The sequence below is a fragment of the Leptospira congkakensis genome, assembly GCF_004770265.1.
GTDB lineage: Bacteria > Spirochaetota > Leptospiria > Leptospirales > Leptospiraceae > Leptospira_A > Leptospira_A congkakensis.
On record NZ_RQGQ01000011.1, the window covers coordinates 252,358 to 277,847 of the forward strand.

Here is a 25,490-nt window from a genome sequence, read left to right on the forward strand (position 1 = left end):
TGTCTATTTTTTTATGAATTCAGAATGTTTTTTAGTCCATCCGTATCCAAACGGACGACATTCGAAAGAATTTAAAGGATACTTCTCCTATGAACTATTTAAGAAAAATTTCCATCAAACCCTTTCCTTTAAACAAATTATACCAAAGACAAATCATTTGGTTTTTTGTTATACTAACATTTGTATTTTTACCAATCGTAGCAGAGCCAGAAATATCCAAGGGAGATTCATTAGAAAAAATTTCCATCAAACCAAATCACAAAAAGCCAGTCATTGTAGTAGTAGGAGAAAATCAATATACAGAACTTACTGATTTTATGGTTCCTTATGGAATTCTAAAACGTGCAAATATATCCGAAATCCATATGGTGGCACCAAACAAAGGAGTTATGGAAATGTTTCCTACTCTTTCGATTGAAATTCCAACCTCTTTAAGTGATTTTGACAAATCTCATCCAGAAGGAGCTGACTTAGTCATCGTTCCCGCCATCCACAATGCAGATAACAAAACTATCATAGAGTGGATTCAAGATCAATACAAGAAAGGTGCCACTATAGTCGGAATTTGTGATGGAGTTTGGACACTGGGTTATGCTGGTTTGTTACAAGATAAAAAGGCCACAGGTCATTGGTATTCTAAAGAAGGATTAAACAAAACATTTCCAGATACAGAATGGATTCGAAATAAAAGATATATCCAAGATCAAAAAATCATTACGACGACAGGTGTTACTGCTTCCATACCAATATCCCTCGCAATCATTGAAGCAATTGCAGGAACAAAAAAAGCGAAAGAGATAACAAATGAATTAGGAATTATAAATTGGAATTCAAATCATAATAGCGATGACTTTCATTTAGATTGGAATCAGTATTTAACGGCTGGCAAAAATTTAGTTTCTTTTTGGAACCACGAGGTCATTGGAATTAAAACTTATGAAGGTATCGATGAAGTATCTTTAGCTTTGGTTGCCGATGCCTATTCGCGAACTTACAAATCAAAAACTCTGGTAACTACAAATGGAAAAAAGTCTGTCCTTACAAAATCAGGCATACGTATTTTTTCAGAACTAAACGAAGAATCTAAAAATAAAATCCATTTTCAGGTAGAGATACCTAAAGAAACAAAAGCCTTCCCTGAATTGAATCAAACTCTTTTCCATATTCAGAGGCGATACGGAAAAGACACAATGCAGTTTGTCGCCACACAGTTAGAATTTTCACTCAAAGAGTTTTGTCATTATGTCACCTGCCAAAATTGATAGAACCAAAATTCAAACTGAAAGTACTCGATTTGAAGTTTTATACTAGCATCTCGTTTGTTCTCATAAACATTGGAACCAACTAAACCTATGCATTCAAAACTCAAACTTTACTTTGTCCTTTCTTTTTTGGTCTTTGGGTTCCTATTACTTTTTAGCATTCATTTGCTACAACAAATTCAAACGTTAACCTCTGGGAACGTAACAACCATTCTCTATTTTGAATTTGCAATTTTAATTGTGTTCGGACTTATCTTTGGATTGGCATTAAGCTCCTGGTTCAGACAAATCTTTGGGAAACTAGAAGTTGCATTCAAAGAAGTTGGACTTGGGAATTTACAAACTCGACTTATCTATAAAGAAAACGATTTATTATCAGAGTTTTATACAAGTTTTCATCGGATGTTACAAGCACAAGGCGAACTCATCCAACATATCAAAACATCTGCTGATACTCTATCCTCAGATTCGCAACATATGAAATTAGTCACTCTTGACTTTTCAAGCAACTTACAATCTCAATCCGCTGCTACAGAAGAAGTTTCTGCATCTATAGAAGAAATATCTGGTGTTGCTATATCCATTTCAAACATTACAGAGAATAATTCACAAAGTATGAATAACCTTACTAACGAAGTGGATCACCTCTCTTTAGCAATTGATAAAACAGGTGAATATGTAGTGGGTACACTCGATTCCATCAAAAATATTATTGATAGAGCAGAGGCAGGTAAAAATACACTACGTACCATGAACGAAGCAATGGATAATCTTTCAAATAGTTCACTAGAGATTGCAAAAACCGTTGATGTCATTGCAAAAATCAGCGAACAAGTGAATATGCTTGCTCTCAATGCCTCTATCGAAGCTGCAAGAGCTGGTGATGCAGGAAGAGGTTTTGCTGTTGTTGCTGAAGAAGTTTCTAAACTTGCAGAAAGGACAGCAGGTGCTGTAAAAGGTATCGACTCTTTGATGAAAAAAAATCAAAGCGATGTTTCCCTTGGCCGTGAACGAATTGAAAAAACGACTATGGAAATTCAAGAGATCATTGGGAACATTGATTCTATCTCCGGTAAAATTACAGAAGTTCATTCTGCAGTAAATACTCAAAAAGAACTCAAAACTAAACTTTTAAAAGAAGCCCTCTTTGTCAAAGAACGATCCACTGAAATTAAAGAAGCTGTCACAGAACACAAAACAGCAACAAACGAAGTAATGGCTTCAGTTGCATCCATTAGCCAATCATCTTTCAGCAATTCAGAAAGTAGTGATTTACTCGCAGAAAGAATCACTGCCATTGCCAATACGGCGGATAAACTAATTTCTATGGTAGATTTATTCAAAACAAATTTGGTTTCCGATGAATCTTCTATTTCCGATAGAGATGAATCCACACACAAACTACAATTCCGATCAGAAATCGGAAGTATCTACTACATCAAAGAAAAAGACCTACTGGAAGTTGTTTGGACTCCAAACTTTAGTGAAGAGAAATATATAGAAATCCTAAATCAAGCCCTTAGTATTATAGAAAAAAATAACATTCGGAAATGGTTAGCAGATACAAGAAGGATGGGACTTGTTACACGTTCCGCACAAGAATGGGTGAATGTGAACTGGTTTCCAAAAGCAAGTAATTCTTCTTTGAGAAAAATGGCAGTCGTGGTTCCGAACTCAGCACTTGCCGCAATTTCAATTGATGACCAAACTCTCAAAACTGGGAATGTGGAACTAAAATCAGTTCCCAGTTTGGAATTTGGAATCGAATGGTTAGAAAAATAAATTAAACAATAACAAAACAAGAGCAAAACATTCGAATTTGTTTCACTAGAATGTTTTCCTATTTTATTTATCTCTCTCTAGAACAAAAAAGAAAGGTTGTTTCATCCCTTTATAATCCATACATCCAAACAATGTATCTTCATTTACTTTTTTGAAGATATCATGGATAGGGAGATTGTCATAAATCATCGCAGCCGTAAATTTTCCACGAAATTCGATGCGACGTACTCGAGCTTTTGATTTTGACGTTTGAAACAAAAACCGAACCAGTAAAAATACATAACGCAAAGGCCATAGATTCGTAGAAGGGATCAAAGTTGCCAACCGAACCGGCATCAGTGATGGATTGACTTTAAACAAAGTTTTTCCAAAAGATTTGAATACAAGCGGATGAACATTATCAGCATCTACAAACTCTTTTCCATACCAATTAAAAGTCTCTAATGCTCCATCCATCGTATGTCCCGTGTGAAATCCCGATCCATGCCAACGTCCGATTGTATCTTCAATCGAAACTGTTTCCAATGCATCAAACAAAGCGAACGAATCGTCCGTAGAATTGTTCTTTTTACTACGCATTTCGTAGAATTTTTTTTCAAAAGTATTCATGATAAAATTGTATCCTAAACCAATCTTTTTAACATACGACTCCGAGGAAATATATTAACAAACCCGAAGAATGAATTTCAATTCTCAATCAAGAACAGATTGCATTCGGTTTCGTTCTTCAGTGATTCTTTTAATTGCTTCTCCATTTTTTTTTGAAACAAAACGGGATTCGATATCGTCAGATAATTTCCTTCAACAGTAGTAAAGCCCAAAGATTTAGATATCATAGTGGCATATAAACTCGGAAAAGTTCTTGGTTCGTTTCCTTTACAAACCACATAGAAGCAAGTCTTGAATTTTTGGCAAAATCACCAATTAGTAAACTCATACGATTGAATTCCTTCCTAAGCTAGAGGATCCAATTTTGAATTTTGATGGAATTGAAACTCACTTGCGCGTGAATCCCAACTACAACTAGAGCCTTAAAGGATAGTTTTTTTCAAAAAATCAATCCGCTGCATCATGAGAATAGATTATGTAGATTCTAACTTTCAAGACAATAAAATAAACAATAAATTGAATTTGATAATTAATTGCAATTTATTGACTAATAATATAGGATTCAAATAGGCATTTCCATGAGTCCCAAAAAAAATCTTTGCCATTACTTAATTTTCAAGATTTTAATATTAACGATATTTGCTTTTGAATTCCATTGCAAAATTGCTGAATCAAACAACTTTTGTGACCCAAACTCAAAAGCATTTAGAAATACTCAAATTTCTAAAATTTTAATAAAAGATAAATCACCCACTTGCGGAAACGATTATATTTCAACGATAATACCATACTCAATTTCTGGCTCCATCACGGGATTAGCTAGTTCCGGTTTAAAACTCTCGTTGAATGGGAATAACTCTCAAACCATTGAAATCAATAGTAATAGATTTTCATTTACAAACATTCTGACAACTGGATCAAGTTACGCAGTTATGATTACAAATCAACCAATAGGACTTTTCTGTACCATTACAAATGGAGTAGGCTTAGTAAAAGATTCCGATATTACTTCCATAAATATTACATGTGCTATGTCCTGTAATCCCTGTAAAATTTTTCTCTCCAATTCCGGGTATCCTCCAAACCCAGGAAGTGCAGCAAACTTTGACGCCTATTGTTCAACTGATTCAAATTATCCTGGAACCGGAACTTATAAAGCCATGGTAGTTGATGGAGTGACAAGAAGAGCATCTGTCAGTGCAAATGTTGGCGATGGTCAGATTGATTGGATTTTTGCTCCAAATCGAACTTATTACCAAACGGCCGGAACGATCGGCACGACTAGTTCAGGCGGATTATTTATTTCTACTCTAACAAACACATTTTCAGTCAATTCGAAATATTGGACCGGTCTAAACTCTAATTGGACAACTAACGCTAGTAATACTTGCAACTTATGGACAAGTAATTTGGGAACTTATAATGGAGTTATGGGGCAAGGTAATTCCACTGCGATTGCGGATATCACCGCTGGTTGGACACCTGATCCATGTAATTTTAGCAACCAACAACTAATCTGCGTTGAGCAGTAACAATTTCTCCACTTGCAATTTCTGATGAATGGATTATACTCAATCTATGAATGTAGCTGATTCCGAAATCAAATCTCTTCTTGAGTCTTATAAAAAAATTACGGTGTATGGACTAAGTCATGACCTATCGAAACCAAGTCATTATGTTCCGGCATACATTCGAGAAAAAGGTTGGTTAGTGGTAGGGACCTACCCCAAAGAACACAGTGTAGGTGGATTTACTATCTATAAAAGTTTAAAAGAAGTTCCAAGAGAAGATCGAAAATTTATCGATGTTTTTCGCAGTTCTGATAAAATTCCCGAAGTGATCGATGAAATTTTAAGTTTGGGTGGAACAGAAGTGATTTGGCTCCAATTGGGAATCACCCACCCAGAAGCGGAAAAAAAAGCAGAAGATGCAGGCATTCGCGTAGTTTCTAACCGATGCCTCATTATCGAACATAGAAATTATTTTTAATCATACAGACATCCACAGATGACGTATAGACCTTACGATCTATACTGAAAAGCAATCCAAAATTTAAGGATTAACTTTTCTTCTTGGATTGATAGTCAGCCCAAGACCCACAACTCCATACTACCCATAAAACAAGCACTGGTTGGAAAAACAAACGAATGAGCCTTGCTCTATCTGTATCCAAACCAAAAGCACTGATCCCATTCACATACTGAGATATGTTCCCTGGAAAAATAAGAATAAAAAACAATGCCACAACCCAACCAACTTGCGCTTGTTTGCTGCGAAGAAAAAGTAAAGACAAACCTAAAGTGATTTCCACCACTCCAGACAGAAGAACAACCAAATCAGCATTTAAAGGCAGCCAAGTAGGTACATTCAGTCCTATGCCATGTTAGGTGACCGGTTCCAGCAAATACCAAAAAGGCACCTAAAAGAATTCGCAGTGCGGTTTGATAGATATTTCTTTCGACTGTGTTTGAATCATTCATAAAATCTTAGACTAAAGACATTGGATTTTGCCTGCAAACCGTTTGGTTTCCCAGAAACTTTCGAGAGATTTAGATAAATTGATTTAGACTCTCAATCTCATTTAATCTAGACAAATAAGGATTCTTACTGAGAAATGGCCATATGGCACTCCATTTTGAGAACCACTCTCATATAACTACCATATCTGTCAGGCAACTTTGCTCCTCTTTTCAGCGGATTGTTACTAAATCCTGCTCTTTTCTCATCCTTTTCTTTTTCTTCGCTCTCTTCACAACTACCACCTTCTCCCAAGAGAAAAAAGTAGAACTCCCCAAGGAAGGGACAGAGCCAGGTGCCAATTCGGGAAACAAACCAGTGGAACAAGGAATTCGTGTGACTGGGAAAAAGGACCCGAGAGATAGAGAAATCCTTCGCACGCCCAATAGCATTAGCCGTTTGAATGAACAAGACATTCAGGATGCTGGGATCAATCGCACTAATGATATCGATAAACAAGTTCCTAATTTTTCCATCATTGATTCTGGATCACGTAACTTTACTTACTTCAATATTCGTGGTATGCGGAGTATCGCTTTTAGTGAACCTGCTGTTGGTTTGATTTTAGATGGGATTCCACTTAACGACAATGTGGCACTTAACACTGAGTTATATGGTCTAGAAAATATTGAAGTTTATAGAGGAAGCCAAGCCACTTTATTTGGAAAAAACTTTCAAGGAGGTGTTGTTGAAATTAGGACCAAAAAACCAACGAATGTGGCGGAAGGAAAAATTACTTATGATGTGGGAAATTATAAAAAACAAGAAATTTCAACTTATTACAACGCCCCCATCATCAAAGACACTTTATATTTCGGAATTGCAGGAAAAACAACAGAACGTGAAGGATATCTTTCTAATATAACAGGATTTTATTATCCCAACAATCGCCCCTATGAACTTCCAGTAGAATTATATAAAACCCATCCCGATGGAAGAAAAGGAAAAGCAGGACGATTCCGATTGTTCTTCACACCAAACGAAATTTTTGAAGCTGATTTACAAGTAAGTGCAGAGAGTTTTGATGATGGTTCTCTCAACTTAGTCAATTATTTAGGTGCAAAATCAGAAAGGGAAAAGGCCTTGTTACAAGGATGTGTGGCCATGCCTTCCAACTGTTCCAAGTTATACGGAACGTATGTCAACAGAGTGAATGGAGATAGAAAAGTATATTGGGACTATGAGGGAAAAAGCAATGTTACTGGAAATACCTACTCTCTAGCAACAACAACCAAACTACCTCATCTAAATTTAAAAACTGCTTCGGCAATTCGGAAGATGGACATTGACCCCATCACTGCTGATGCCGATTTCACCACGACTGACCAACATAGATCCATTTATGTTGAAAAAGCCACAACCTTTCTCAACGATGTTTATCTTGAATCTAAAGATAAAAATGACCCACTTCAGTTTAAGGTTGGAGTTTATTCTTCAAACAAAATCACCAATATAGACCAAGCCAGAGAACATAGAGTACAAATGTATGTTGGAAATGATTTTGGTGGTCTACGAGCTCCTGCCAGGGAAAGAAATATTTCCAGAGTTCAAGATCGTAATCTTAGTTTTTATACTCACAACAGTTATACCTTCGCAGAAAAATTTACTGTAACACTTGGCAGTAGATTAGAAAGACAAGAAAGTCGGATGTCACATACAGAACAAATTGTTGGGTTTTCACCTATCAATCCTTATGGGGAAACTAAACTTTTATCAGATCCCTATACAATTAATAATCATTACAACTATAATGTTTCTCGGTTTATTTTTGATTACAAACCCATAGAGAATCTTATGTTTTTTATCGGTTTTAGCCGCGGGTACAAAAACGCTGGTTATAGCACAGTAGTCAACATCCCAGACAAAGCCGCCTTCAAACCAGAAATTAACGATACAATTGAAGCCGGTGTTAAGTCAGAATTTTTCAAAGGAAAATTTGGTTTAAAATATACGCAGTTCTATACGGAAACACAAAACTTTCATGTGGTTCGTGCCATCAATCTTTCCCAATACATAAACCTCAATGCAGAAATGGTTACAATCAGAGGTTATGAACTAGAAACTTTTATCAAACCACATAAAGATGCAAAACTTGGGCTTTCTGCTGGTTACACGGAAGGATTATTTAACAAGTTTTATGATTCAGTTCTCAATCGCGACTTCAATGGCAAATGGGTACACTTCATTCCTAAATACGACATTGTGAGTTACCTTCAATACAGAAACGAATTCGGAATATTTTTCCGAGGTGAATTCCAAGCCGTTGGACAAATGTATTTTGCAGCAGATAACACAGTGTATAGCGACCCCTATTATGTTATGAATGCAAGAGTTGGATATGAAACGGATACCATCTCTGCCTATCTTTACATGAATAATATCAATGATAGGTATTACTTCACATCCTACATCGATGGAACATTTCAAGCAGTACCAGGTGCTCCCAAAACTTACGGATTTATGTTAACTTATAAAATTTAAATTTCTGGAGACAACTATGAAAACTAAAATAAAAACCCTTCTCACCCTAATCACAATTGGAATGTTCGTATTCCAATGTGATTTGTTTGATCCCCAAGACAAAGTAACCAGTGATGACTTGGTTTCTATGCTCGCCTTACAACAAATCAATGCCAATAGTATGAGTGAAGCTCAAAGACTAGGCTTAAATGTTGCATATAGCCATAGATTCAGCATCAAAGATGGTCCACATTTGTTTTGCAGAGAGTATTCTACGGCGTACTTAGAGAAAAAAGCAGAATGGGAAAAGGACATGGAACAAACATATACCACCATTGGGAATGCCATTGGAATTCCGATTGTTGTAGAAAGAATTAGCGGTCCATGTGCAGTTACTAACAAAGTTGCGGCATGTCATTATGACGGAGTGGATGGAATCAACGATCTTATTCCCTATGCATATACTACAGAAGGTGAACATAAATATCTCATCCCTGCAAATGCATACTATGGAGTCACAGATTTAAAAAGTGCAAAAGAAGCTTGTGAAAGATTCAAAGGCACATATGTTTGTTACGACCCAAGCAAATGTTGGCAATAATTAATCTTTAAAACTCACACAGAAGAACTCAAAGGAATCTTTTGAGTTCTTCTTCTTTTATTTTTCCTCTTAATATAAAATATACAAACCCCACTAGTAGAAAGTATAGCCGGAGTCAGGCCTCCCATCACCCAAATCACCTTACTAAAATGACTTGCAAAGGTTCCGAAATGGAGTGGTCGAAAAGAATCCAAAACCAAATTCAAAATACTTTCTTTTGAGATATCTACTTTATCAAATATTTGTTTGGTTTTTACATCATACCGAACATAAGAACCATATCGACTTTCGAATCCAGATGAATCAAATCGATTTCCATAAATTCCTATCGGCTCCTCTTTGAAATTGTGTGGGAAAGAAACATATCCCAATCGAAATCCAGGAATTTCATTTTTTGTTTTTTCCACTAACTCATCGATCGAATCATTCGAATTCCATAGATGATGGATTACCTTTTCTTCTGTATGTCTAAGTATAATTGTATCCCGTAAACTCCACCATCCACCGGTGATTGCCAAAATCAAATGGAACCAAACTGCATTAATACCAACAAACTTATGCAAGTCGGAAAAAAGAATTTGTAAACTTTCTTTCCAACGAAGTCGAATCAAACTTGTCCAAAATCGTTTATAGAGTTTGATCCCAGTAATCACCAATAGTAAGTAGATAAAAGCAAAACACCCAGTGATAAAGTAACCTACTCCACCAAGAAAAAGACTATAATGCAAAACGATTAAAAATCCATAGAGGCTATCACTTCGATTGTCTTTTAGTTTTCCAATGACATTCCCGTTGTATGGATTCAGCAAATAAACAGATTCACGACTTGGAATTTCTAAGTCATGAAACCAAATTTGATCCGCTTGGTCATTCAAATCAGATAATAACCAACCAGCAACAGAACCTTCCGGAGTTTGAGTTAACAGTCGTTTGTACAATTCATCCAAGGGTAATCGATCTTTCTCTACGGAAATGGAATGACTACCCGTAAACGACTGCAGTTCTTTTCCATAAACAAGAAGCGATCCCGTAAGGCCCAAAACCAAAAGGAAACTGGCTCCAAAAATTCCGAGAACCATATGGATTTGATACCAAGTTTTTGCCTTCACGTAGACTGCTCCTAATGTGGAATAGATCCATATTATTGAGAACAGGTCTCAGTATCAAGTAATTCCAAAAGATTCTACTCAAAAGATCATTCATAACCACTGCTTGGAGACGGGATCGGAAAGGCCGTTTGATGCTCTAAGGATTTTACCAATTTCTGAGCGACAAGTTCCATAAGTGCTTCCTACAACAGTTTATGAATTTTCATTTCAAAACAGAATTAAATCTTTGGAACCAAAACCAATTTCTACGAAACTTCCTTCGGAAACAAAATTTTCTTTAGAAGAATAAATTGGGAAGCAGATCTGTAAGGAAACTATCAATGAATTATTTCAAAAGGAAAAAGAATTGGATCTTCGATATGGATGGAACCTTAACCATTGCAAATCATGACTTCCAAGCCATTAAACGCGAGTTAAATATTCCATTAGATATAGATATACTAACCTCTTTATCAAAACTGCCAAACGAAGAGGCAGAGAAGAAACACAGTCAATTAAACAAAATTGAGTTAAAAATTGCAAAAACGTCAGTTCCATCTCCAGGTAGTTTTGAATTGCTTCAAAAAATCAAAACAGAAAAAAACCAAATAGGAATCCTAACAAGAAATAGTTTTGCAAACTCTATTGAAACATTAAAAACAACAAAATTAATGGAATATTTCCATCCGGATTTTATTTTTTGCCGGGAACGGGCTTTGCCCAAACCAAACCCGGAAGGAATCTTTCGACTTATGGATCTATGGAAAGCCGATCCCATGGATACCGTAATGATCGGTGATTATGTTTACGATCTGGATGCCGGAAAAGCAGCGGGAGTGGACACCATTTACATTGATCCGACTGGTTCATTTCCTTTCAAAGAATCTGCAACTCATTGTGTCAAAAACTTAGGCGAAATCCTAGACCTCTAAAAAAAAGTACAATTTGTACATTATCAAATACAACTGTAGTGTAATTTATGAATCAATTAGATTCCATCCAGATTTTTACGACATCAAATGTACTTCCATATATTCGAATGTTTGAAATAAAAAACCAACCAAGGAAAATCAAAAAAGAATTCCTTTTTGTGAATAAAATATTTCCACTGATTGTTAAAATAATTAGATGCGCTCATTCTATTCTTCGATTGTTTTATTTGTTCTATTACAGACAGTTTCGTGTAATCAACCGTCTGCCAAAAATGACCTATCACCGGTACTCCTATTTTTCGGTACCCTAGGTAACGAACAGACCTCACCTCTCGAAGACAAATTCCAATCCATCCAAGTAACAACCTTCTATAGAAAGGATGGAACTTTTCAATTTCAAGATATCCTGATTGAGTACAAATTAAAAAGTCCAAAAGAAAACTCAGAAACAGTAGAGGCATTTTTTGGGAATCCCAATGAAATTTCCTATAATGTTTCAACTAACAAAATTTCCGGGCAAATCAGTCAAAAGGAAGATTTATTCCAAACAAATTCTATTGTGTTTTCCAATTCAGATTTTACGAAAAGATTCAAAGTTTTTTTAACTCTTAAAAAAGAAGGAAAAATTATTTCATTAAAGGAAGTAACAACCACACCACCAAACCCTCCTTCAATCCCTCCAAACTCTGTAACTCTACCCCAAATCAGTTATGAAAACAATAGGTCACTTATTGGTGGCACGGAATACCAAGTAATTCGTGTAAAATTTGAAGCTGGTTCCGATCTATCCAACTTTACTAGATTAAATGCTTATATAGGAAGACCAAGTGTCATCGCAATGGCACCAGACAATTTTAATGTGGTTAACTATATTTCTGTGGCATCATACAATGATTCATTAAATTACTTTTTATTCCTAACTCCTGAACTAAATGCATCTTATAAAATCATAGTAGTGGCTTCCAACGATAATGCAAAAGGGCATCGAATTATCGACACTGTTCCACCGCCACCACCGCCTTCTCCATGTGCAGGCAGTGTCAATGCACCGGCCACAATAGGAAATTGTTCTACGCATTGTTTGATGGTTGATTTAATAGGCAACCAAATGCAATTTACTGCAAAAACAAACATAGTATCAACAACGGAAGAATACTTATCATTAGATACTACAAGCACCACGCCAAGTGGAGGAGTTGGTCCTACCAACTGGTCCTGGGTTGAATTTTTTTCTCCCATTGCCGCAGGAGAGTATGAAACAGAGATTCGAAGTTTCGATGTAACTACTTATAACCAATCATGTGTGGTTTTATCGTCTTTTCTTGTATTAGATGGACCTGATGGTTTTAGAGATAGTTACCTATCCGGAAAAATCAATGTCCCATAACAGAGATTACCATCCACCAATGAAAATTAAATTTGGATAGGGTTTTGATTTAAAGTTGGGAATCGAATTTCAAAAACTGTTCCATTCTTTTTTTCGATTATGATGGTTCCGCGTAACTGTTTGACTAAGTTCTTAACAAGGGTAAGCCCAATACCTTTTCCATCAGAAAGTACGTCTTCCATTCCAAGTCCATTGTCTTTGATGACAAAAACAAAATTATTCTGCAATTGGCTCAAATTCACTTCTATTTTTCCGTGATTACGGTTCAAAAAAGCATGGCGAAAGGAATTGGATACAAGTTCATTCAAAATTAGTCCCATCGGAATAGCCCGATCCAAATCCATTTCCAAACCCTCTTCAATACTTTCAATCAGTTCGATGTTATTTTTATCAGTCACATACATAATTTTGAGATTAGTTAAAATAGAGTTAAAAATTAAATTTAGATCCACAAACAATAGATTTGGCGATCCATATATAATTTTATGAACAGAAGCAATTGCCATAATTCTATTTTGTATCAAACCCAATGAGGTAGTTAGTTTTATATCATTCTCCGACTCCGCTTGCATCGCCAAAAGCCCAGAAACAATTTGTAAGTTGTTATTCACACGATGGTGAATTTCCGTAAGCAATTTTGATTTCAATTGTAAATCGGATTTAATTTGTCTTTCATGTTCGATTCTTTTTGATTGTTCTTTTTTTACCGAATGAACATATAAAAAAATCAATAAAAACATTGCATAAAGATCTTTAAAAAAACCTTCATAATCATCAAAATAATCTATTGCATATCCATGTTCAAATAGATTAGAAATACTTACATAACAGGGAATGATCGCAAGGATTAGAACAAAAATACCTTCGCCGCGGTATGTTGGTTTTTGGAATAAAGTTTTTAAAATGATAATTACTGCAACCAAATAGGTGATTAAAGACAATAAATTAAGTATTACCACAAAATTCATAATTAAGTTAAGATACCAAAATTTCTTTTTTCAAACTTACCAAAAATAGAAGAGATGAAATAAAGTAGAACGAATGCTCTAGAATATTAAAAAAATCAGGAAAATAAAATCCCTCTACAACGGTAAAAATATTACTAAGCCAAACGCAAAAAAAACTCAGGATCAAAAAATGAAATTTCGGAATTAAGTCCGTCCAAAATAATCTTAACGTAATGACCAGCCCTACGCTATCAAAAATAAGATTTAATACTTCACTTACTTGATACATGTCTCACCGAACCAGCTAATTTAAGAAATTTCCCAGAGGACAAAGTATAACAGGGTTTTGTTTATGGTAAAGTGATAATTTACAAAAAAAGGGAACATAAAGTCCGCCGAGTGTCGAAGAAACGATCTACCAAAACTAAAATTTGATTGATTAGACTTGAGTCTATTTTATACAAAAAAGGAATGGATAATTTCCCCTACCTACCTTTTTCTGCTCAAATTGAAATCATAGGAATCAATCCATTCGTATTTTTACCAAACCCCGTTTTACGATCATTAATGCAACAAGCAGGAACGGATAAAGGTAAAATCAGGGTTTATCTTAAAATTGAAGGTTTCGAATTCACACAAACACTTGTTAAATATAATGGACATTGGCGTTTATATCTCAACACCCCAATGCGTGTAAAAGCTAAAAAAGAGGTTGGAGACAAAGCAAAATTTGAAATCAGGTTCAATCCTGAAGAAAAAATCCATCCAATTTCTTTAGAACTAAAAAAAGCATTAAACCAAAACAAAACAGCAAAAACGAACTTTGATAACTTAAGTCCTTCTCTTCAAAATGAAATTATGAGATATATCTCTGGATTAAAATCCGAAAAAACAAAAGAAGAAAATGTTACACGTGCTATTCAGTATTTATTAGGCAAAGGAAAATTTTTAGGAAGGGGACTTCAATAAATCCTTTCCTCAATATATGAATACATTGTTAAACCAAATCGATTGGATTCATTTTCGCTAATCGTAAAACATCTGTTATAAATTTTCTATGACTAATGATTGATTCTTGTTTAGCTTCGCGAGCAGGATTAAAAATTCCACGTTTACGAAAAACCTTCCATGGATCCAACTGAATGTCTGACCATGTTCCGATCTCCAAGGTTAAAGGTAAAAATCTAGATAAATTAGAATTTGTTTGGCTTTTTGTTTTTTGATATTCGTTATACAATCTATCCCAAAGATCACCATGAGTTGTATAAGTTTCACTTTGTGGCCCAAAACGATACAAAATATGATTAAACTTTGTTGTTAGGTGATTTGCAATTTTTTGAAATAATGTTTCATCAACACACTGTTCGTGTGTTCCTGCATATGGCCACCAAACATGGTCCACTGCCCCAAAACCTGAATGAATATCAATTACGGGTATCATAGTGTTTTCTGCTGGGATAAAATACTCATTGTAAAATCTATCTAAAACTTTAGATTCCGCTTGCAGAACGTTCCCTCTATAATAAGGAAACACATTTGAAATTTTATGACCCCCAAAAAAGAAAGGAGCCTTGACTGCTTCTATTCCAGAGTTCCGCATCAAGTCAACTCCGACGGGATTGGATCTACGTTTCATAGCAACTCCACCAGGATTTAAGATAGGAATACAAACAATTGCTAACTCTCCGTCTTTAATTTCTCTGTACAATTCTGAAGTTTTTCGCGACAAAAGGTCGTCCAGAAAATCCAACAAAACTCGAATGCCTATAGTTTCTAGTCCATGTACACCAGCCACAAGACCGGCAACATTTCGTTTGATTGCTTTTTCTTTTCCAATTTCTAATACATAAATGGGGAAACGAAATCCTTCCTTAGTTTTTGTAGAAAATCCAAACTGTTTAAATCGAACTAACTTACCACCTAACTTTACAATCTTTAAAATTCTGTTTTCATATCGATTGAGACGTTTCATTCCTCTAAGCATTTATGGTTAACCTACAAACATTAATTGTTTCGCTAAAAAAGACGGAACCGTTGAACTCGGAACCGACAGAATTCATAATTTCAAATGGAATGGAATTGGAGAAATTATATTTATTTGATTTATATTACAATTTGATTACGAAAGAAGAATTCAGGTCGGAAGTAAAAGTTTAAATAAATCTGTTTACAAAAATTTAAAAAACAATTTCTGCAAAATTAATTTACGAATGAATTAGATTCATTTCCACTTTATTCTATGAGTCGAACGGCCACAAAAACAAAAGCCATAAAATTTATAGAAGAGTCCATTAAACCAAATGGAATCACAATCAACTTAGGAATTTGGCCGGGGAAAAAACAAACCATCATTTGTCTGCATGGACTGTCAGGAAATTTATATTCAATGAAACCTTTGGCAGAACATTTGAATCATTTGGGATATAAGGTTATTTCTTATGATTTACGTGGACGAGGAAAATCAGACAAACCAAACTCTGGATACGGATTTCAAAACCATATCGAAGACTTAAGAAGTATCCTTACTCATTACAAAATCAAAAATCCTATTTTTTTTGGTCATTCCTTTGGTTGTATGATCGCTCTTCGTTATCTGATTCTTTATCCAAATGAGGTTCAAGGAATGATTCTTATGGACGGAGGAGGTTTACTTTCTCTTTCCAAACGTTTTCAAGTTTTAAAAGTGTTGAAACAATCTTTCGAAAGACTGGATGTTACTTTTTCATCTGTGGCCGAATATCTAAACCTAATTCAGAACTCTCCCCTTGTGCCCAAATGGTCCAAAGAAATTGAAGAATATTTCAGATTAGAGCTAAACAAAACCACAAACGGTTATGTTTGTCATATGCCTGGGTTTGTTATGGAAGAGGAACTAAAAGAAATGGGAGGATCAATGCACTTTCCAAATATACTAAAATACTTAATCCAACATCCAAAACATGTTCTTTCGAAAATGAAAGAAAACAGTACTTTGGCCTTTGAAAAAATTCAAACCCCTACGCTCATCCTTCGTGCTACTGAAATGAATTTGTTTCCCAATGATGACTTATTACCAAAAGAATCCTTTGATTTTATGTTGAAAAAAATTCCCAACTCTAGTGGGAAAGAAGTTAAAACAAATCATTATGGAATCCTTTTTGACAAACTGAATGAAAGAGATCGTGCCATTGAAGAATTTTTAATTGGGTTAGATCAAAACAAAAAGAAACCAAAAAAGCCATCTAGTTCGGTAAAAAAGAGAATTTCCGTTTAAAGAAATTCTCTTTTCCAATTATTCCTATGGATGGCCTTTTCCCTTACACTTCCCACCCTTTACTGTAGAATCCCAATAACAGTCAGGATTTTTCAAACACTTATTGCTATCTGGTTTTTTTGTACATAGTTTATGAACCTTATCTTCCACCTTATCAGGGTTTAATGCTGGTTCATTTTCAGCGGTTTCTACTTTGCCTTGCATTTGACAAGCAAGATCGTTTTCTTCACATTCTTCTGCAAATATAGGAGAAAGAGAAAAAACAAAAACCAATAAAAATTTTAGAATGAATGTTCGATTCATACCTGCTCCTTAATCTTCAAAATTTGATAGAGGGTAAGTATACCAAACATAGAAAACAAAAGGCAATAAATTTTTTACTTCATTTCGAATCGTAACGAACCAATAACATTTATTTTTCTTAGATTCCTCACCCTTACATTCGCATTGACTAATTTTCGTACAATTCCTAAGTTATGTTGAGATATGAAACAAATAGAATCAGAACGTTGCTCCTGGTGTTTGAAATTTGATCAATACATAAAGTACCATGATGAAGAATGGGGAGTGCCCGTTCACGACGACAAAACCCATTTTGAATTTTTGATTCTCGAAGGAGCGCAAGCAGGACTCAGTTGGTCGACAATCCTTAAAAAACGTGAAGGTTACAAAAAGGTATTTGCAAACTTTGATCCGGCCAAAGTTGCAAAGTTTACTGATACAAAATTAGAAAAAATTCTTTTAGATCCATCGATCATACGGAATCGGCTCAAGGTATTTGCAGCGGTGAATAATGCGAAACGATTTTTAGAAATTCAAAAAGAATTTGGGTCTTTTGATTTATACATTTGGAGTTTTGTAAATTACAAACCGATTCAAAACAAATGGAAAAACCTAAGAGAAGTTCCCGCCACAACTAAAGAATCAGATCTTTTGAGTAAGGATTTAATCAAACGCGGTTTTAAATTTGTCGGAAGCACAGTAATCTATGCACATATGCAAGCATGTGGCCTTGTCAACGACCACATTGAAAGTTGTTTTCGATATAAAGAGATTCTTTCTATCTCTTCAGCACTCCATAAAAAATAACATTCACTACTTCTGCTTGGAACTCATGTATATTCAAAGGAATGGTGATTGAGTTCTTATTGCTGAGGATCATTTCAATGGAAGAAAGAAAAAGATGTACCGCAACTTCGGGCATATAACCCTCCCGAAGTTCGCCTTTCATTTTGGCCATCTGAAATATTTTGCCGATAGATTCAGGGATCTCCTTTTCTCTCCTTTTTTTAAATCGTTCCACCTGCTGAGGAAACATTTCAGATACTTCTCTAATAAACGAATCATTCATTACGTAAGGAGAATCCTCTATTAACGATTGATGTAACTTTGAAAACTTCTGTACTGCTGTTAATGATTCATCATCAGCTATTTGTTGAATGACCTTTTGAATCTCGTTTTGTCGATACTCCATAAAAAATTCCATCAGGTCTTGTTTATTGGAATAGTATTTATACAAAGTTTTACGGCTGATTTTCAAAGAACTTGCAATTTCTTCCATTTTTGTTTTGGAATATCCATACTTTGAGAATAGTTCTTCAGCTTTTTCTAATATTCTAACTTGAACAGGATCCAATTCAAAACCCTCACTTCTTTTTTTTACTCATCGAATCAATCAAACGTGTAATGTACTGATAAACAGCAGGAATCACATATAACGTCAAAATGGTAGAAGAAATTAATCCTCCAATGACTGTTACACCCATACTGGTTCTCTGTTTGGATGCTTCATTTAAACCAATGGCAACCGGTAACATACCTGCAATGAGTGCAATAGATGTCATAAGAATAGGCCGGAGTCTTGCCCTGCCTGCTTCAATGAGTGCAGTCCTAGTATCCACTCCAGTATTTTGTAGGTCTTTTGCAAAATCAATGAGAAGAATCGAATTTTTGGTAGCCAATCCAAAAAGTAAAATCATTCCAATGTTGGCAAAAATATCCATAGCCTTTCCTGTTAGAAACAATCCCCAAAATGCCCCCGTCATCGCCAATGGAATCACCACAAGTATCGAAATAGGAATGATAAAACTTTCATATAAGGATGCAAGCACCAGATAAATAAACACAACTCCCAATCCAAGAGCAATGGCCATGTTTTTTCCTGTCGATTCTAGATTCTCTGTTTGCCCACTGTAAGAAACTTTAATCCCCTCAGGCAAAGGTAAGTCTTCTTTCAGAATCCTTTGCAGTTCTGTCATTGCATATCCAGAACCTCTCCCATTAGGATTTGTATCAGCAGATATTTCCACCGAACGACTTCTGTTTTGTCTTTGGATAGTGGCAGGTCCTGTAGTGGAAACACCGGAAGTCACAAGCGAAAGAGGCACCAAATAACCGTTGATATTCGGAACCACCACTTGGCTAAAATTCTTTTCAATGTTCCTTTGATCATCTAACATACGAACACGAATATCATATTCAAGATTCTTTTCTCGGAATACTGCGGAAGTATCACCTTCTACAATAGTTCTAAGTTCCTTACCCAAAGATTGAGGATTCACTCCTAGTTTTACAATTTGATCACCTTTGGGAACAATTTTAAACTCAGGAGCTCCTTCACGCAAACTAATGTCTGGATCAGTTAGGTCTGGAATTTTTTTAATTTTTTCAAAAACTAATTTGCTATAAGATTCAACTTTCTCTGCATCATTTCCGGTAATGACAAAGGAAAAAGATCTTTGCCCTCCACCAATCGCGTCAAAGTTTTTTACAATAGGTTTTGCATACGAATAAGGAACGAGTTCTTTTCTAGTGTATTCTTTAAATTGTGGAGTGTTTAATTTTCTTTGTTTTGAAGAAACAAGTTCCACATAAATATCAATTTTATTTTGTTTCACATAACCAGCAGTTAAATACACCTCTTTTTGGGATCGAAGGAGATTACTTACCTTTTCGTTTAGCTCTTTTGTGGCATCGACACTGGCACCAGGTGGCAATTCAAAAGTAACAGTAAACTGACCCAAATCTTGAGTAGGAATGAACTCAGATTTTAAAGTTTTTGATATAAATATACTACTGACAAATATAAACACAGCAATAGCCAAAACGAATAATGGATGTTTTGTTGAAACTTCCAATGTTTTTACATATACATTGGTAAGTTTATCTTGAAACTTATCAAAGGCACGAAGGGGAACAGAAAGAATTTTTTCAATTCTACCTGGTACTTTGTTGGGATCGTGTTCGCCACCAAAGTATGCAGACATCATTGGAGCAATGGTCAAGGCATCATATAATGAAATTAACAAGGCAAAACAAACAGTGAGCCCAAAGGGACGTAAAATTTGTCCAATCACTCCATCAATAAATGCAATAGGACCAAAAACGGCAAGAATGGCAAACGTCGTGGCAAGAACCGCAAGAGTTACCTCTTTTGTTCCATCTAAGGCTGCTTGTTTGCTATCTTTACCCATTTCCTTATGTCTATGAATATTTTCTCTTACAACAATGGCATCATCAATGAGTAATCCTACCGCGAGAGACATGGCGAGTAATGTCATTTGATTGATCGTAAATCCAGCGAGGTTCATAAGAATAAAAGAGCCTAACAAAGATGTAGGAAGAGCAAGACCAGTGATTAATGTAGAACGTACACTCCCCAAAAAAAACAAAACAACTATAATGGTCAGTGCTATCCCAATATAAATTGATTCCTCTACGTCCCAAACATTATCTTTTACTACTTTAGAAGAATCATTATAATAATCAAAAGTAACATTCGGAAATTCCTTTTGTAAATCTGATACTTTCTTTTTTACCGACTCAGCCACTTGAACAGAGTTAGATCCGGATTGTTTATAAACTAATAAAAACAACGCAGGTTTTCCATTCCAATAAGCAAGAGAGGTTACTTCTTCAGAAGCTTCCACCACTCGAGCTACATCGGACAACTGAACGGGAATCTCATTGTTCATAAAACTAATGGGAACATTTCGAATTTCATCAAAACTTCGATACTCATTGATGGTTCGAAACGATAAATCGGATTGTTCACCACGAATTTTTCCAGCAGGAATGTTAGCACCACCTGCAGCGATTTTTTGTGAAACTTGTGATGCAGATAAATTTCGCGATTTTAATTTGTTTCGATCAAGTTCTACCCAAATTTCTTTTTTTCGGCCACCAATAATATCGATGGAACCTACATTCGAAACAGAGATTAATCTTTGTTTTATGGTTTCAGAAGCAAAGTCATAAAACTCATTATCATCCAATTCAGATTGAATGGAGATACTCAAAATTGGCTGGTCAGCGGGATCCAATCGTTTGATGACAGGTTCGTCCACTTCTGCTGGAATTTTTTTCTTAGCAAAAGCAACCTTATCCCTAATTTGTTGTTCCGCATAACTAATGACCGTTTCAGAAGTAAATTCAGCAACAATCACAGCAGAACCTTCATTACAAATGGATCTTATTTTTTTTAATCCAGAAATAGTGGAGAGTTCATCTTCAATTGGTTTTGCAACCAAAGTTTCTATTTCGTTTGGCGCTGCTCCTGGATAAGTAACACTAACTGAAATGGTTGGAATATTCATATCGGGAAAGTTTTCGACACCTAGTTTGCCGAAACTAACAAGCCCAACGACTACAATTAGAATGACAGTACACGCTATGAATACTGGTCTTTGTATGGATAATTTCGCTAAATTCATTGGTTTTCCTCTGTGTTTAATAAAGATAGTTGTTCTGGATCTAATGAATATTTTTCAAAGAAAGTTCCTTTAGAAATTTCATATTGAACAATTGCTATATTGTAAGTAATTAAAGACTGCGAATGATTGGATTGAGATCTTACGTATGCATCCATTGCATTTTTTAGAATTAGAGAAGTTCCTCTTCCATTGCGAAAGGCAGACAATGCCTTATCATAAAAGAGTTTACTCTCTTGTTTATTTTTCTTTGCTTCTAAAAAAAGTTCATAACTTACCGATAAGTTTTCCCGTTTCGACAATAAGTCGGCTCTAACTTTGTTTTGAGTTTCTGTCCACTCCAACTGAGCTTGTCTTTTGTCCGATTCTGCTTTTTTGTATTCGGCTTCTGCAATTTCATTTCCTAATGGATACTCTAATTTAAACTCAGCTGTGTTTTGATTGAACCGTCCACCAAGGATTCCATAGAAGTCTTGAGGAAATTGTTGGTCATAATTTTTGAAATTATACGTACCACCGACAGAAAATTTGGGTAACAGTCCATTATCTGCCGACTTTAGATTGTCTTCGGAATTCTTTAATTGTAATAAAGAAGCTCTTACATCGTATCGTTTTTCAAGTGCACTTAATACTTCTTCTTCATAATTGGAAGTTACTTCTAACTTCTCTTCATTTAAAACGGGTAAAAAAGAAAAACTCTCATCTGGTTCTTTTCCCAATGAAGCAAGTAGATCCCGTCTGTTTTTATTTCTCTCTAATTCGGAATTTTTAACAGCACTGTTCGCTGAAAGTACGATCGAATTCCATTGGTGAATATCACCAGTAGTATCAAATCCAAAGTTTGCTTTTTTGGAATAGATATCACGAATCAATTTTGCATTGCCGAGTAAAGATGTGTTTGTTTCTAAAACCTCTTCCGCTAAACTCAAATTCCAAAACTCAATTAACGAGTTTACCAAACTTTTGGACAATGAATCAAGTGTATTCAGTCGTTGGATCGAGGATGATCGCCTAGCACTTGCTAATTTTAATTTATCTTGGTAACCAAAAAAGTTTTTCAAAAGATCTTGGCTAATATTGATTCCCACAGTCGCAAAATGGTAAGATGGTTGCGCAAAACTAGAAAACCCACTAGAACTCTGTGTTTTACCAGCGTTAGTTTCAAATCGGTTGTCGATGACTGCGATTCCAAGCGATGTCCCCGTATTAAACTTTTTATTAATCCCCGCCTGTAAGCTGTTATCCGTAATCCTTGTTCCTTGGATGGCATACTGTGGTAAGTTGAAGTTGGTTGTGTTTTTGGCAGTCCCCTTCGCTTCAGCGGTCCAGGCATAGGCTCCATTCGCCTTTTCCCACTCGTAATTCGTGGTTTTCAACTGCAACTTCAGTGTTTGTAAGCTGACCTGGTTTTCCCAGGCCATCCTCAAAATATCATCCATCCGCAAGGAATTGGCTTTCGCAGGCTCTTTCGCTAAAATTGGACCTGAAAATGTGAGAAGGGCAAAGGCAAAGGCCATAAGCCGATTGGTGGTAGTGGAAAATTGGGTGTCTAACATTTGCTTTGGAAACATAACTTGTATCCTTTGTTTCTATAGGAAACAAATTTGGTTTCTTTTGTTTCCTGGCAAATCAAAATTTAATTTTTTAGAATTGGAATCAATTGTAGGTATTTGTACGGAGAAATGGGAGGCAGTTGTCATGAAATTGATTAAGTTTCACTCCGGTTCTGCTCCCGATTGAATTCAGATAGTTTTTACAGGTCCGATTTTTTTGCTAAACGAAAGCCCTTCGGATCAAATTGGATTTTGTTTATATTTTTTCCGCGACCACGACTGCTCTTATCATTTTCCATCCACCCTCTTCCAAGTAGAATGTATACATCGATTGGAATTTCATTACCTTACTTTCCAAGTCAGCTTTCACAAACCCAAACTTGTCCAAAAAATCAATGGAATGGATATTCACCGTTCTTTCTACTCCGCCAATTTTTCCTTCTTTTAATGACTCAATGTATTTGGTTTTATTGGAACTAAACAATACATCATTTCCTTTGATATAAACATTATCTGCATATTCGCCATGAAATTTTGGTTCTACTGCAGAAGCCTTACCTTCATCGATATTCTTCATCATCATAAGAAATTCTTTTCTTAAAGAATCCTCATTTGTCTCTGTTTGTAATTGGTTTGTGATCATATTTCCCCCTAAAATCACGAAAGTCTTAAGATTTTATAATTTATAAAAATTTCATATTGTTGCTATAGCAACAATCATTCAAAAAAAATCAATCCATCGATTCTTCATAAATTTGATCAATAATCCGTTTGAAAGTTTTAAAATCTTGGGTTGATAGTTTTTTAAACATTCGTTTTCTTTCCTCCGTCACAACAGAAGCCATCAACTGATAAATCTCGGAACCTTTTTTGGTTGGATACACTTGATTTTTTCTGCGATCTTCCAGATTCGCTTGGATTTTGATCCAACCCTTTTCTTCCATATTCCGAAGGGCTCTTGCCATGGAAGGTCTATCATCAAAATCCCGACCCAAATCCGATTGGCTACAACCAGGTTGTTTCATCAAACGAACTAGAACAAACCACTGTTCCGGAAAAAGTTCAAGTCCATTCGCCGTTGCCAAACGCATAAATTGGCGACGTAACGAACGAACCGTCCTATAAATCAAATATGCATAGGAATTTTCTAAATCAAATGAATCTAACATATGTTGCTATAGCAACAATTAAGACGGGCGAAAATATTGTAAATTACAAATTCATAAGAAAAAGAAAATTTCCAGACCCAGTCGGCACCAAGCCTGGATATATTTTTAAAAGATTAAATTAAACCACCAAAAAAATAAAAGATCCGCAAACGTATAAAAAGCCTCTCTTCCTGCTTTTTTTAAAGCAAATTCCGGTTTTTGAATGTCAGGAAATTTTTCTAATAATAATTTCTGAGCCTCTTTCGCTTCGGGGTTGTCGTAACTGAAAATTCTTTGAAATGCAGTTCGATTTGTAGTTTGGATTTTGTGATGTAAAATTCCCAAATCAATATCTTTCTTCAATATTTCTTTCAAAATTTCCAAAGATAATTTTCTTACTTTTTCATCTTTAGAATTTAAATTATAAAATCCTAACATAGGAGCTTGCACTCGGTTACAACAATTCAAATTTAGATTCCTATCCATATAGGATTGAAACAAATCGATAGATTGAAAATAAACAGGATAATAACTTATGATTTCTGCGGCCAATGGTTCATTCGAATAATCTAACTTACTATTCAAAGAAGATACAAACTCAATGACTTGTTTGGCTTTTTCTTTTTCTTCGATTCCTCGTGCTGACGAATTATTAGAAAACAAACCTTTTTTCCAAGCGATAGTCATGATTGTATAATGTCGATAAGTCCTTGCATTGATATCGGCACCTTTAGAAATCAAATACTTTGCAACTTCTATATGACCATACTTAACCGCCAAATGTAAGGGAGTTTGATAACCTTCTTTTGCTCCAAATTCGGAAAAAGTTCCTGACTCGGCATTCACATCGGCACCCTTCTCGATTAGTTTTTTAACCAAATCCAAATGCCCATATTCAGCAGCATAATGCAAAGGAGTTAATCCAAATTTGCCTTCTTTGTCCCACTCAGGTGAATTGTTTTCAATCGACGCAGATGCTTGAGTAACATCTCCTGACTTAATATTCTTAATTAAAACTGTATCGCTTGCACAATTGATCAAAAAAAACAAAACAAGAAAAATCGAAATACTTAGTTTCATATACACCTTTTTATAAATTTTACTAAAACTACGTTTAACATATGTTTTTTCAATGTATTTTTTGAATCTTAAATTCAGAACGGACGGTTTCCAATGGAAACAAATGACAAACAATCTTCCTTGACAACAAAAGCATCTTATTTATAGTCTAAAGTTTTTGCT

22 protein-coding genes and 1 pseudogene are annotated in these 25,490 nt (G+C 35.3%); 11 read left to right on the forward strand and 12 right to left on the reverse strand.

Features of this window, described 5'->3' with window-relative positions; genetic code table 11:
- Positions 1–89 precede the first annotated feature (89 nt).
- Together EHQ70_RS08475 and EHQ70_RS08480 are read left to right on the forward strand one after the other, a co-directional pair.
- Positions 90–1,262: a DJ-1/PfpI family protein gene (locus EHQ70_RS08475; RefSeq protein WP_135585396.1), complete on the forward strand. Its 1,173-nt coding sequence runs from the start codon at positions 90–92 to the stop codon at positions 1,260–1,262.
- Between the two features lie 90 nt (positions 1,263–1,352).
- Entirely contained in the window at positions 1,353–3,044 is a 1,692-nt protein-coding gene (locus EHQ70_RS08480) for a methyl-accepting chemotaxis protein (RefSeq protein WP_135585398.1), read from the forward strand.
- 63 nt (positions 3,045–3,107) lie between these two features.
- Here the strand turns inward: EHQ70_RS08480 and EHQ70_RS08485 are convergent, their stop codons facing one another.
- A complete protein-coding gene (locus EHQ70_RS08485; RefSeq protein ID WP_135585400.1) occupies positions 3,108–3,653 on the reverse strand; it encodes a DUF4334 domain-containing protein in 546 nt (181 codons plus the stop codon).
- A 578-nt stretch (positions 3,654–4,231) separates the two neighbouring features.
- On the opposite strand from EHQ70_RS08485, the gene EHQ70_RS08490 reads away from it, so the two are divergent.
- Together EHQ70_RS08490 and EHQ70_RS08495 are read left to right on the forward strand one after the other, a co-directional pair.
- Complete coding sequence (locus EHQ70_RS08490; RefSeq protein ID WP_135585402.1) at positions 4,232–5,185, forward strand: DUF1554 domain-containing protein; 954 nt, start codon at positions 4,232–4,234, stop codon at positions 5,183–5,185.
- A gap of 46 nt (positions 5,186–5,231) precedes the next feature.
- Entirely contained in the window at positions 5,232–5,642 is a 411-nt protein-coding gene (locus EHQ70_RS08495) for a CoA-binding protein (protein ID WP_135585516.1), read from the forward strand.
- Between the two features lie 70 nt (positions 5,643–5,712).
- Here the strand turns inward: EHQ70_RS08495 and EHQ70_RS08500 are convergent.
- Positions 5,713–6,133 (reverse strand): annotated as a pseudogene (locus tag EHQ70_RS08500) (DoxX family protein).
- Positions 6,134–6,275: 142 nt separating this feature from the next.
- On the opposite strand from EHQ70_RS08500, the gene EHQ70_RS08505 reads away from it, so the two are divergent.
- Both EHQ70_RS08505 and EHQ70_RS08510 read left to right on the forward strand, forming a co-directional pair.
- A complete protein-coding gene (locus EHQ70_RS08505) occupies positions 6,276–8,651 on the forward strand; it encodes a TonB-dependent receptor (protein ID WP_135585404.1) in 2,376 nt (791 codons plus the stop codon).
- 16 nt (positions 8,652–8,667) lie between these two features.
- Positions 8,668–9,231, forward strand: a complete 564-nt coding sequence (locus tag EHQ70_RS08510; RefSeq protein WP_135585406.1) for an LIC_11695 family lipoprotein — start codon at positions 8,668–8,670, stop codon at positions 9,229–9,231.
- Between the two features lie 14 nt (positions 9,232–9,245).
- On the opposite strand, the gene EHQ70_RS08515 is transcribed toward EHQ70_RS08510, so the two are convergent.
- Positions 9,246–10,340: a PepSY-associated TM helix domain-containing protein gene (locus EHQ70_RS08515; protein WP_208729521.1), complete on the reverse strand. Its 1,095-nt coding sequence runs from the start codon at positions 10,338–10,340 to the stop codon at positions 9,246–9,248.
- Between the two features lie 320 nt (positions 10,341–10,660).
- On the opposite strand from EHQ70_RS08515, the gene EHQ70_RS08520 reads away from it, so the two are divergent.
- Together EHQ70_RS08520 and EHQ70_RS08525 are read left to right on the forward strand one after the other, a co-directional pair.
- The gene (locus tag EHQ70_RS08520; protein WP_135585408.1) at positions 10,661–11,251 is read left to right on the forward strand and encodes an HAD family hydrolase; all 591 of its coding nucleotides are present in this window, start codon (positions 10,661–10,663) and stop codon (positions 11,249–11,251) included.
- Between the two features lie 196 nt (positions 11,252–11,447).
- Positions 11,448–12,638 (forward strand): hypothetical protein, encoded by a 1,191-nt coding sequence (locus tag EHQ70_RS08525; protein ID WP_135585410.1) that lies wholly within the window; start codon positions 11,448–11,450, stop codon positions 12,636–12,638.
- 26 nt (positions 12,639–12,664) lie between these two features.
- On the opposite strand, the gene EHQ70_RS08530 is transcribed toward EHQ70_RS08525, so the two are convergent.
- Positions 12,665–13,606 (reverse strand): sensor histidine kinase, encoded by a 942-nt coding sequence (locus EHQ70_RS08530; RefSeq protein ID WP_135585413.1) that lies wholly within the window; start codon positions 13,604–13,606, stop codon positions 12,665–12,667.
- Positions 13,607–14,056: 450 nt separating this feature from the next.
- Between EHQ70_RS08530 and EHQ70_RS08540 the strand changes: the two genes are divergently transcribed.
- A complete protein-coding gene (locus EHQ70_RS08540; RefSeq protein ID WP_135585417.1) occupies positions 14,057–14,554 on the forward strand; it encodes a YdeI/OmpD-associated family protein in 498 nt (165 codons plus the stop codon).
- A 28-nt stretch (positions 14,555–14,582) separates the two neighbouring features.
- On the opposite strand, the gene EHQ70_RS08545 is transcribed toward EHQ70_RS08540, so the two are convergent.
- Positions 14,583–15,569 carry a M14 family zinc carboxypeptidase gene (locus tag EHQ70_RS08545; RefSeq protein ID WP_135585419.1) on the reverse strand — a complete coding sequence of 329 codons (987 nt, stop codon included), beginning with the start codon at positions 15,567–15,569 and terminating at the stop codon, positions 14,583–14,585.
- Positions 15,570–15,824: 255 nt separating this feature from the next.
- Here EHQ70_RS08545 and EHQ70_RS08550 point away from each other — a divergent pair, with 255 nt between their 5' ends.
- Positions 15,825–16,838: an alpha/beta fold hydrolase gene (locus EHQ70_RS08550; RefSeq protein WP_135585421.1), complete on the forward strand. Its 1,014-nt coding sequence runs from the start codon at positions 15,825–15,827 to the stop codon at positions 16,836–16,838.
- Between the two features lie 24 nt (positions 16,839–16,862).
- Here the strand turns inward: EHQ70_RS08550 and EHQ70_RS08555 are convergent, their stop codons facing one another.
- On the reverse strand, positions 16,863–17,141 hold the full coding sequence (locus tag EHQ70_RS08555; protein ID WP_135585423.1) for a hypothetical protein: 279 nt from the start codon (positions 17,139–17,141) through the stop codon (positions 16,863–16,865).
- A gap of 183 nt (positions 17,142–17,324) precedes the next feature.
- Here EHQ70_RS08555 and EHQ70_RS08560 point away from each other — a divergent pair, with 183 nt between their 5' ends.
- The gene (locus tag EHQ70_RS08560) at positions 17,325–17,927 is read left to right on the forward strand and encodes a DNA-3-methyladenine glycosylase I (protein ID WP_135585425.1); all 603 of its coding nucleotides are present in this window, start codon (positions 17,325–17,327) and stop codon (positions 17,925–17,927) included.
- Here the strand turns inward: EHQ70_RS08560 and EHQ70_RS08565 are convergent.
- The 6 genes from EHQ70_RS08565 to EHQ70_RS08590 all read right to left on the reverse strand — a co-directional run bounded on the left by EHQ70_RS08565 (position 17,899) and on the right by EHQ70_RS08590 (position 25,328).
- On the reverse strand, positions 17,899–18,474 hold the full coding sequence (locus EHQ70_RS08565) for a TetR/AcrR family transcriptional regulator (RefSeq protein WP_135585427.1): 576 nt from the start codon (positions 18,472–18,474) through the stop codon (positions 17,899–17,901). The genes EHQ70_RS08560 and EHQ70_RS08565 overlap by 29 nt on opposite strands.
- A gap of 10 nt (positions 18,475–18,484) precedes the next feature.
- On the reverse strand, positions 18,485–21,550 hold the full coding sequence (locus EHQ70_RS08570; protein WP_135585430.1) for an efflux RND transporter permease subunit: 3,066 nt from the start codon (positions 21,548–21,550) through the stop codon (positions 18,485–18,487).
- Positions 21,547–23,118: a TolC family protein gene (locus EHQ70_RS08575; protein ID WP_135585432.1), complete on the reverse strand. Its 1,572-nt coding sequence runs from the start codon at positions 23,116–23,118 to the stop codon at positions 21,547–21,549. The genes EHQ70_RS08570 and EHQ70_RS08575 overlap by 4 nt, the downstream gene beginning before the upstream one ends.
- 238 nt (positions 23,119–23,356) lie before the next feature.
- Positions 23,357–23,743, reverse strand: a complete 387-nt coding sequence (locus tag EHQ70_RS08580) for a nuclear transport factor 2 family protein (RefSeq protein ID WP_135585434.1) — start codon at positions 23,741–23,743, stop codon at positions 23,357–23,359.
- An 88-nt stretch (positions 23,744–23,831) separates the two neighbouring features.
- Entirely contained in the window at positions 23,832–24,269 is a 438-nt protein-coding gene (locus EHQ70_RS08585) for a MarR family winged helix-turn-helix transcriptional regulator (protein WP_135585436.1), read from the reverse strand.
- A 105-nt stretch (positions 24,270–24,374) separates the two neighbouring features.
- The gene (locus tag EHQ70_RS08590) at positions 24,375–25,328 is read right to left on the reverse strand and encodes an ankyrin repeat domain-containing protein (RefSeq protein ID WP_135585438.1); all 954 of its coding nucleotides are present in this window, start codon (positions 25,326–25,328) and stop codon (positions 24,375–24,377) included.
- Between the last annotated feature and the right edge of the window lie 162 nt (positions 25,329–25,490).

Coding starts and splice junctions, on each gene's coding strand:
- EHQ70_RS08475 (WP_135585396.1), top strand. CDS start 90: ATGAACTATTTAAGAAAAATTTCCATCAAACCCTTTCCTTTAAACAAA.
- EHQ70_RS08480 (WP_135585398.1), top strand. CDS start 1,353: ATGCATTCAAAACTCAAACTTTACTTTGTCCTTTCTTTTTTGGTCTTT.
- EHQ70_RS08485 (WP_135585400.1), bottom strand. CDS start 3,653: ATGAATACTTTTGAAAAAAAATTCTACGAAATGCGTAGTAAAAAGAAC.
- EHQ70_RS08490 (WP_135585402.1), top strand. CDS start 4,232: ATGAGTCCCAAAAAAAATCTTTGCCATTACTTAATTTTCAAGATTTTA.
- EHQ70_RS08495 (WP_135585516.1), top strand. CDS start 5,232: ATGAATGTAGCTGATTCCGAAATCAAATCTCTTCTTGAGTCTTATAAA.
- EHQ70_RS08505 (WP_135585404.1), top strand. CDS start 6,276: ATGGCACTCCATTTTGAGAACCACTCTCATATAACTACCATATCTGTC.
- EHQ70_RS08510 (WP_135585406.1), top strand. CDS start 8,668: ATGAAAACTAAAATAAAAACCCTTCTCACCCTAATCACAATTGGAATG.
- EHQ70_RS08520 (WP_135585408.1), top strand. CDS start 10,661: ATGAATTATTTCAAAAGGAAAAAGAATTGGATCTTCGATATGGATGGA.
- EHQ70_RS08525 (WP_135585410.1), top strand. CDS start 11,448: ATGCGCTCATTCTATTCTTCGATTGTTTTATTTGTTCTATTACAGACA.
- EHQ70_RS08530 (WP_135585413.1), bottom strand. CDS start 13,606: ATGAATTTTGTGGTAATACTTAATTTATTGTCTTTAATCACCTATTTG.
- EHQ70_RS08540 (WP_135585417.1), top strand. CDS start 14,057: ATGGATAATTTCCCCTACCTACCTTTTTCTGCTCAAATTGAAATCATA.
- EHQ70_RS08545 (WP_135585419.1), bottom strand. CDS start 15,569: ATGCTTAGAGGAATGAAACGTCTCAATCGATATGAAAACAGAATTTTA.
- EHQ70_RS08550 (WP_135585421.1), top strand. CDS start 15,825: ATGAGTCGAACGGCCACAAAAACAAAAGCCATAAAATTTATAGAAGAG.
- EHQ70_RS08555 (WP_135585423.1), bottom strand. CDS start 17,141: ATGAATCGAACATTCATTCTAAAATTTTTATTGGTTTTTGTTTTTTCT.
- EHQ70_RS08560 (WP_135585425.1), top strand. CDS start 17,325: ATGAAACAAATAGAATCAGAACGTTGCTCCTGGTGTTTGAAATTTGAT.
- EHQ70_RS08570 (WP_135585430.1), bottom strand. CDS start 21,550: ATGAATTTAGCGAAATTATCCATACAAAGACCAGTATTCATAGCGTGT.
- EHQ70_RS08575 (WP_135585432.1), bottom strand. CDS start 23,118: ATGTTTCCAAAGCAAATGTTAGACACCCAATTTTCCACTACCACCAAT.
- EHQ70_RS08580 (WP_135585434.1), bottom strand. CDS start 23,743: ATGATCACAAACCAATTACAAACAGAGACAAATGAGGATTCTTTAAGA.
- EHQ70_RS08585 (WP_135585436.1), bottom strand. CDS start 24,269: ATGTTAGATTCATTTGATTTAGAAAATTCCTATGCATATTTGATTTAT.
- EHQ70_RS08590 (WP_135585438.1), bottom strand. CDS start 25,328: ATGAAACTAAGTATTTCGATTTTTCTTGTTTTGTTTTTTTTGATCAAT.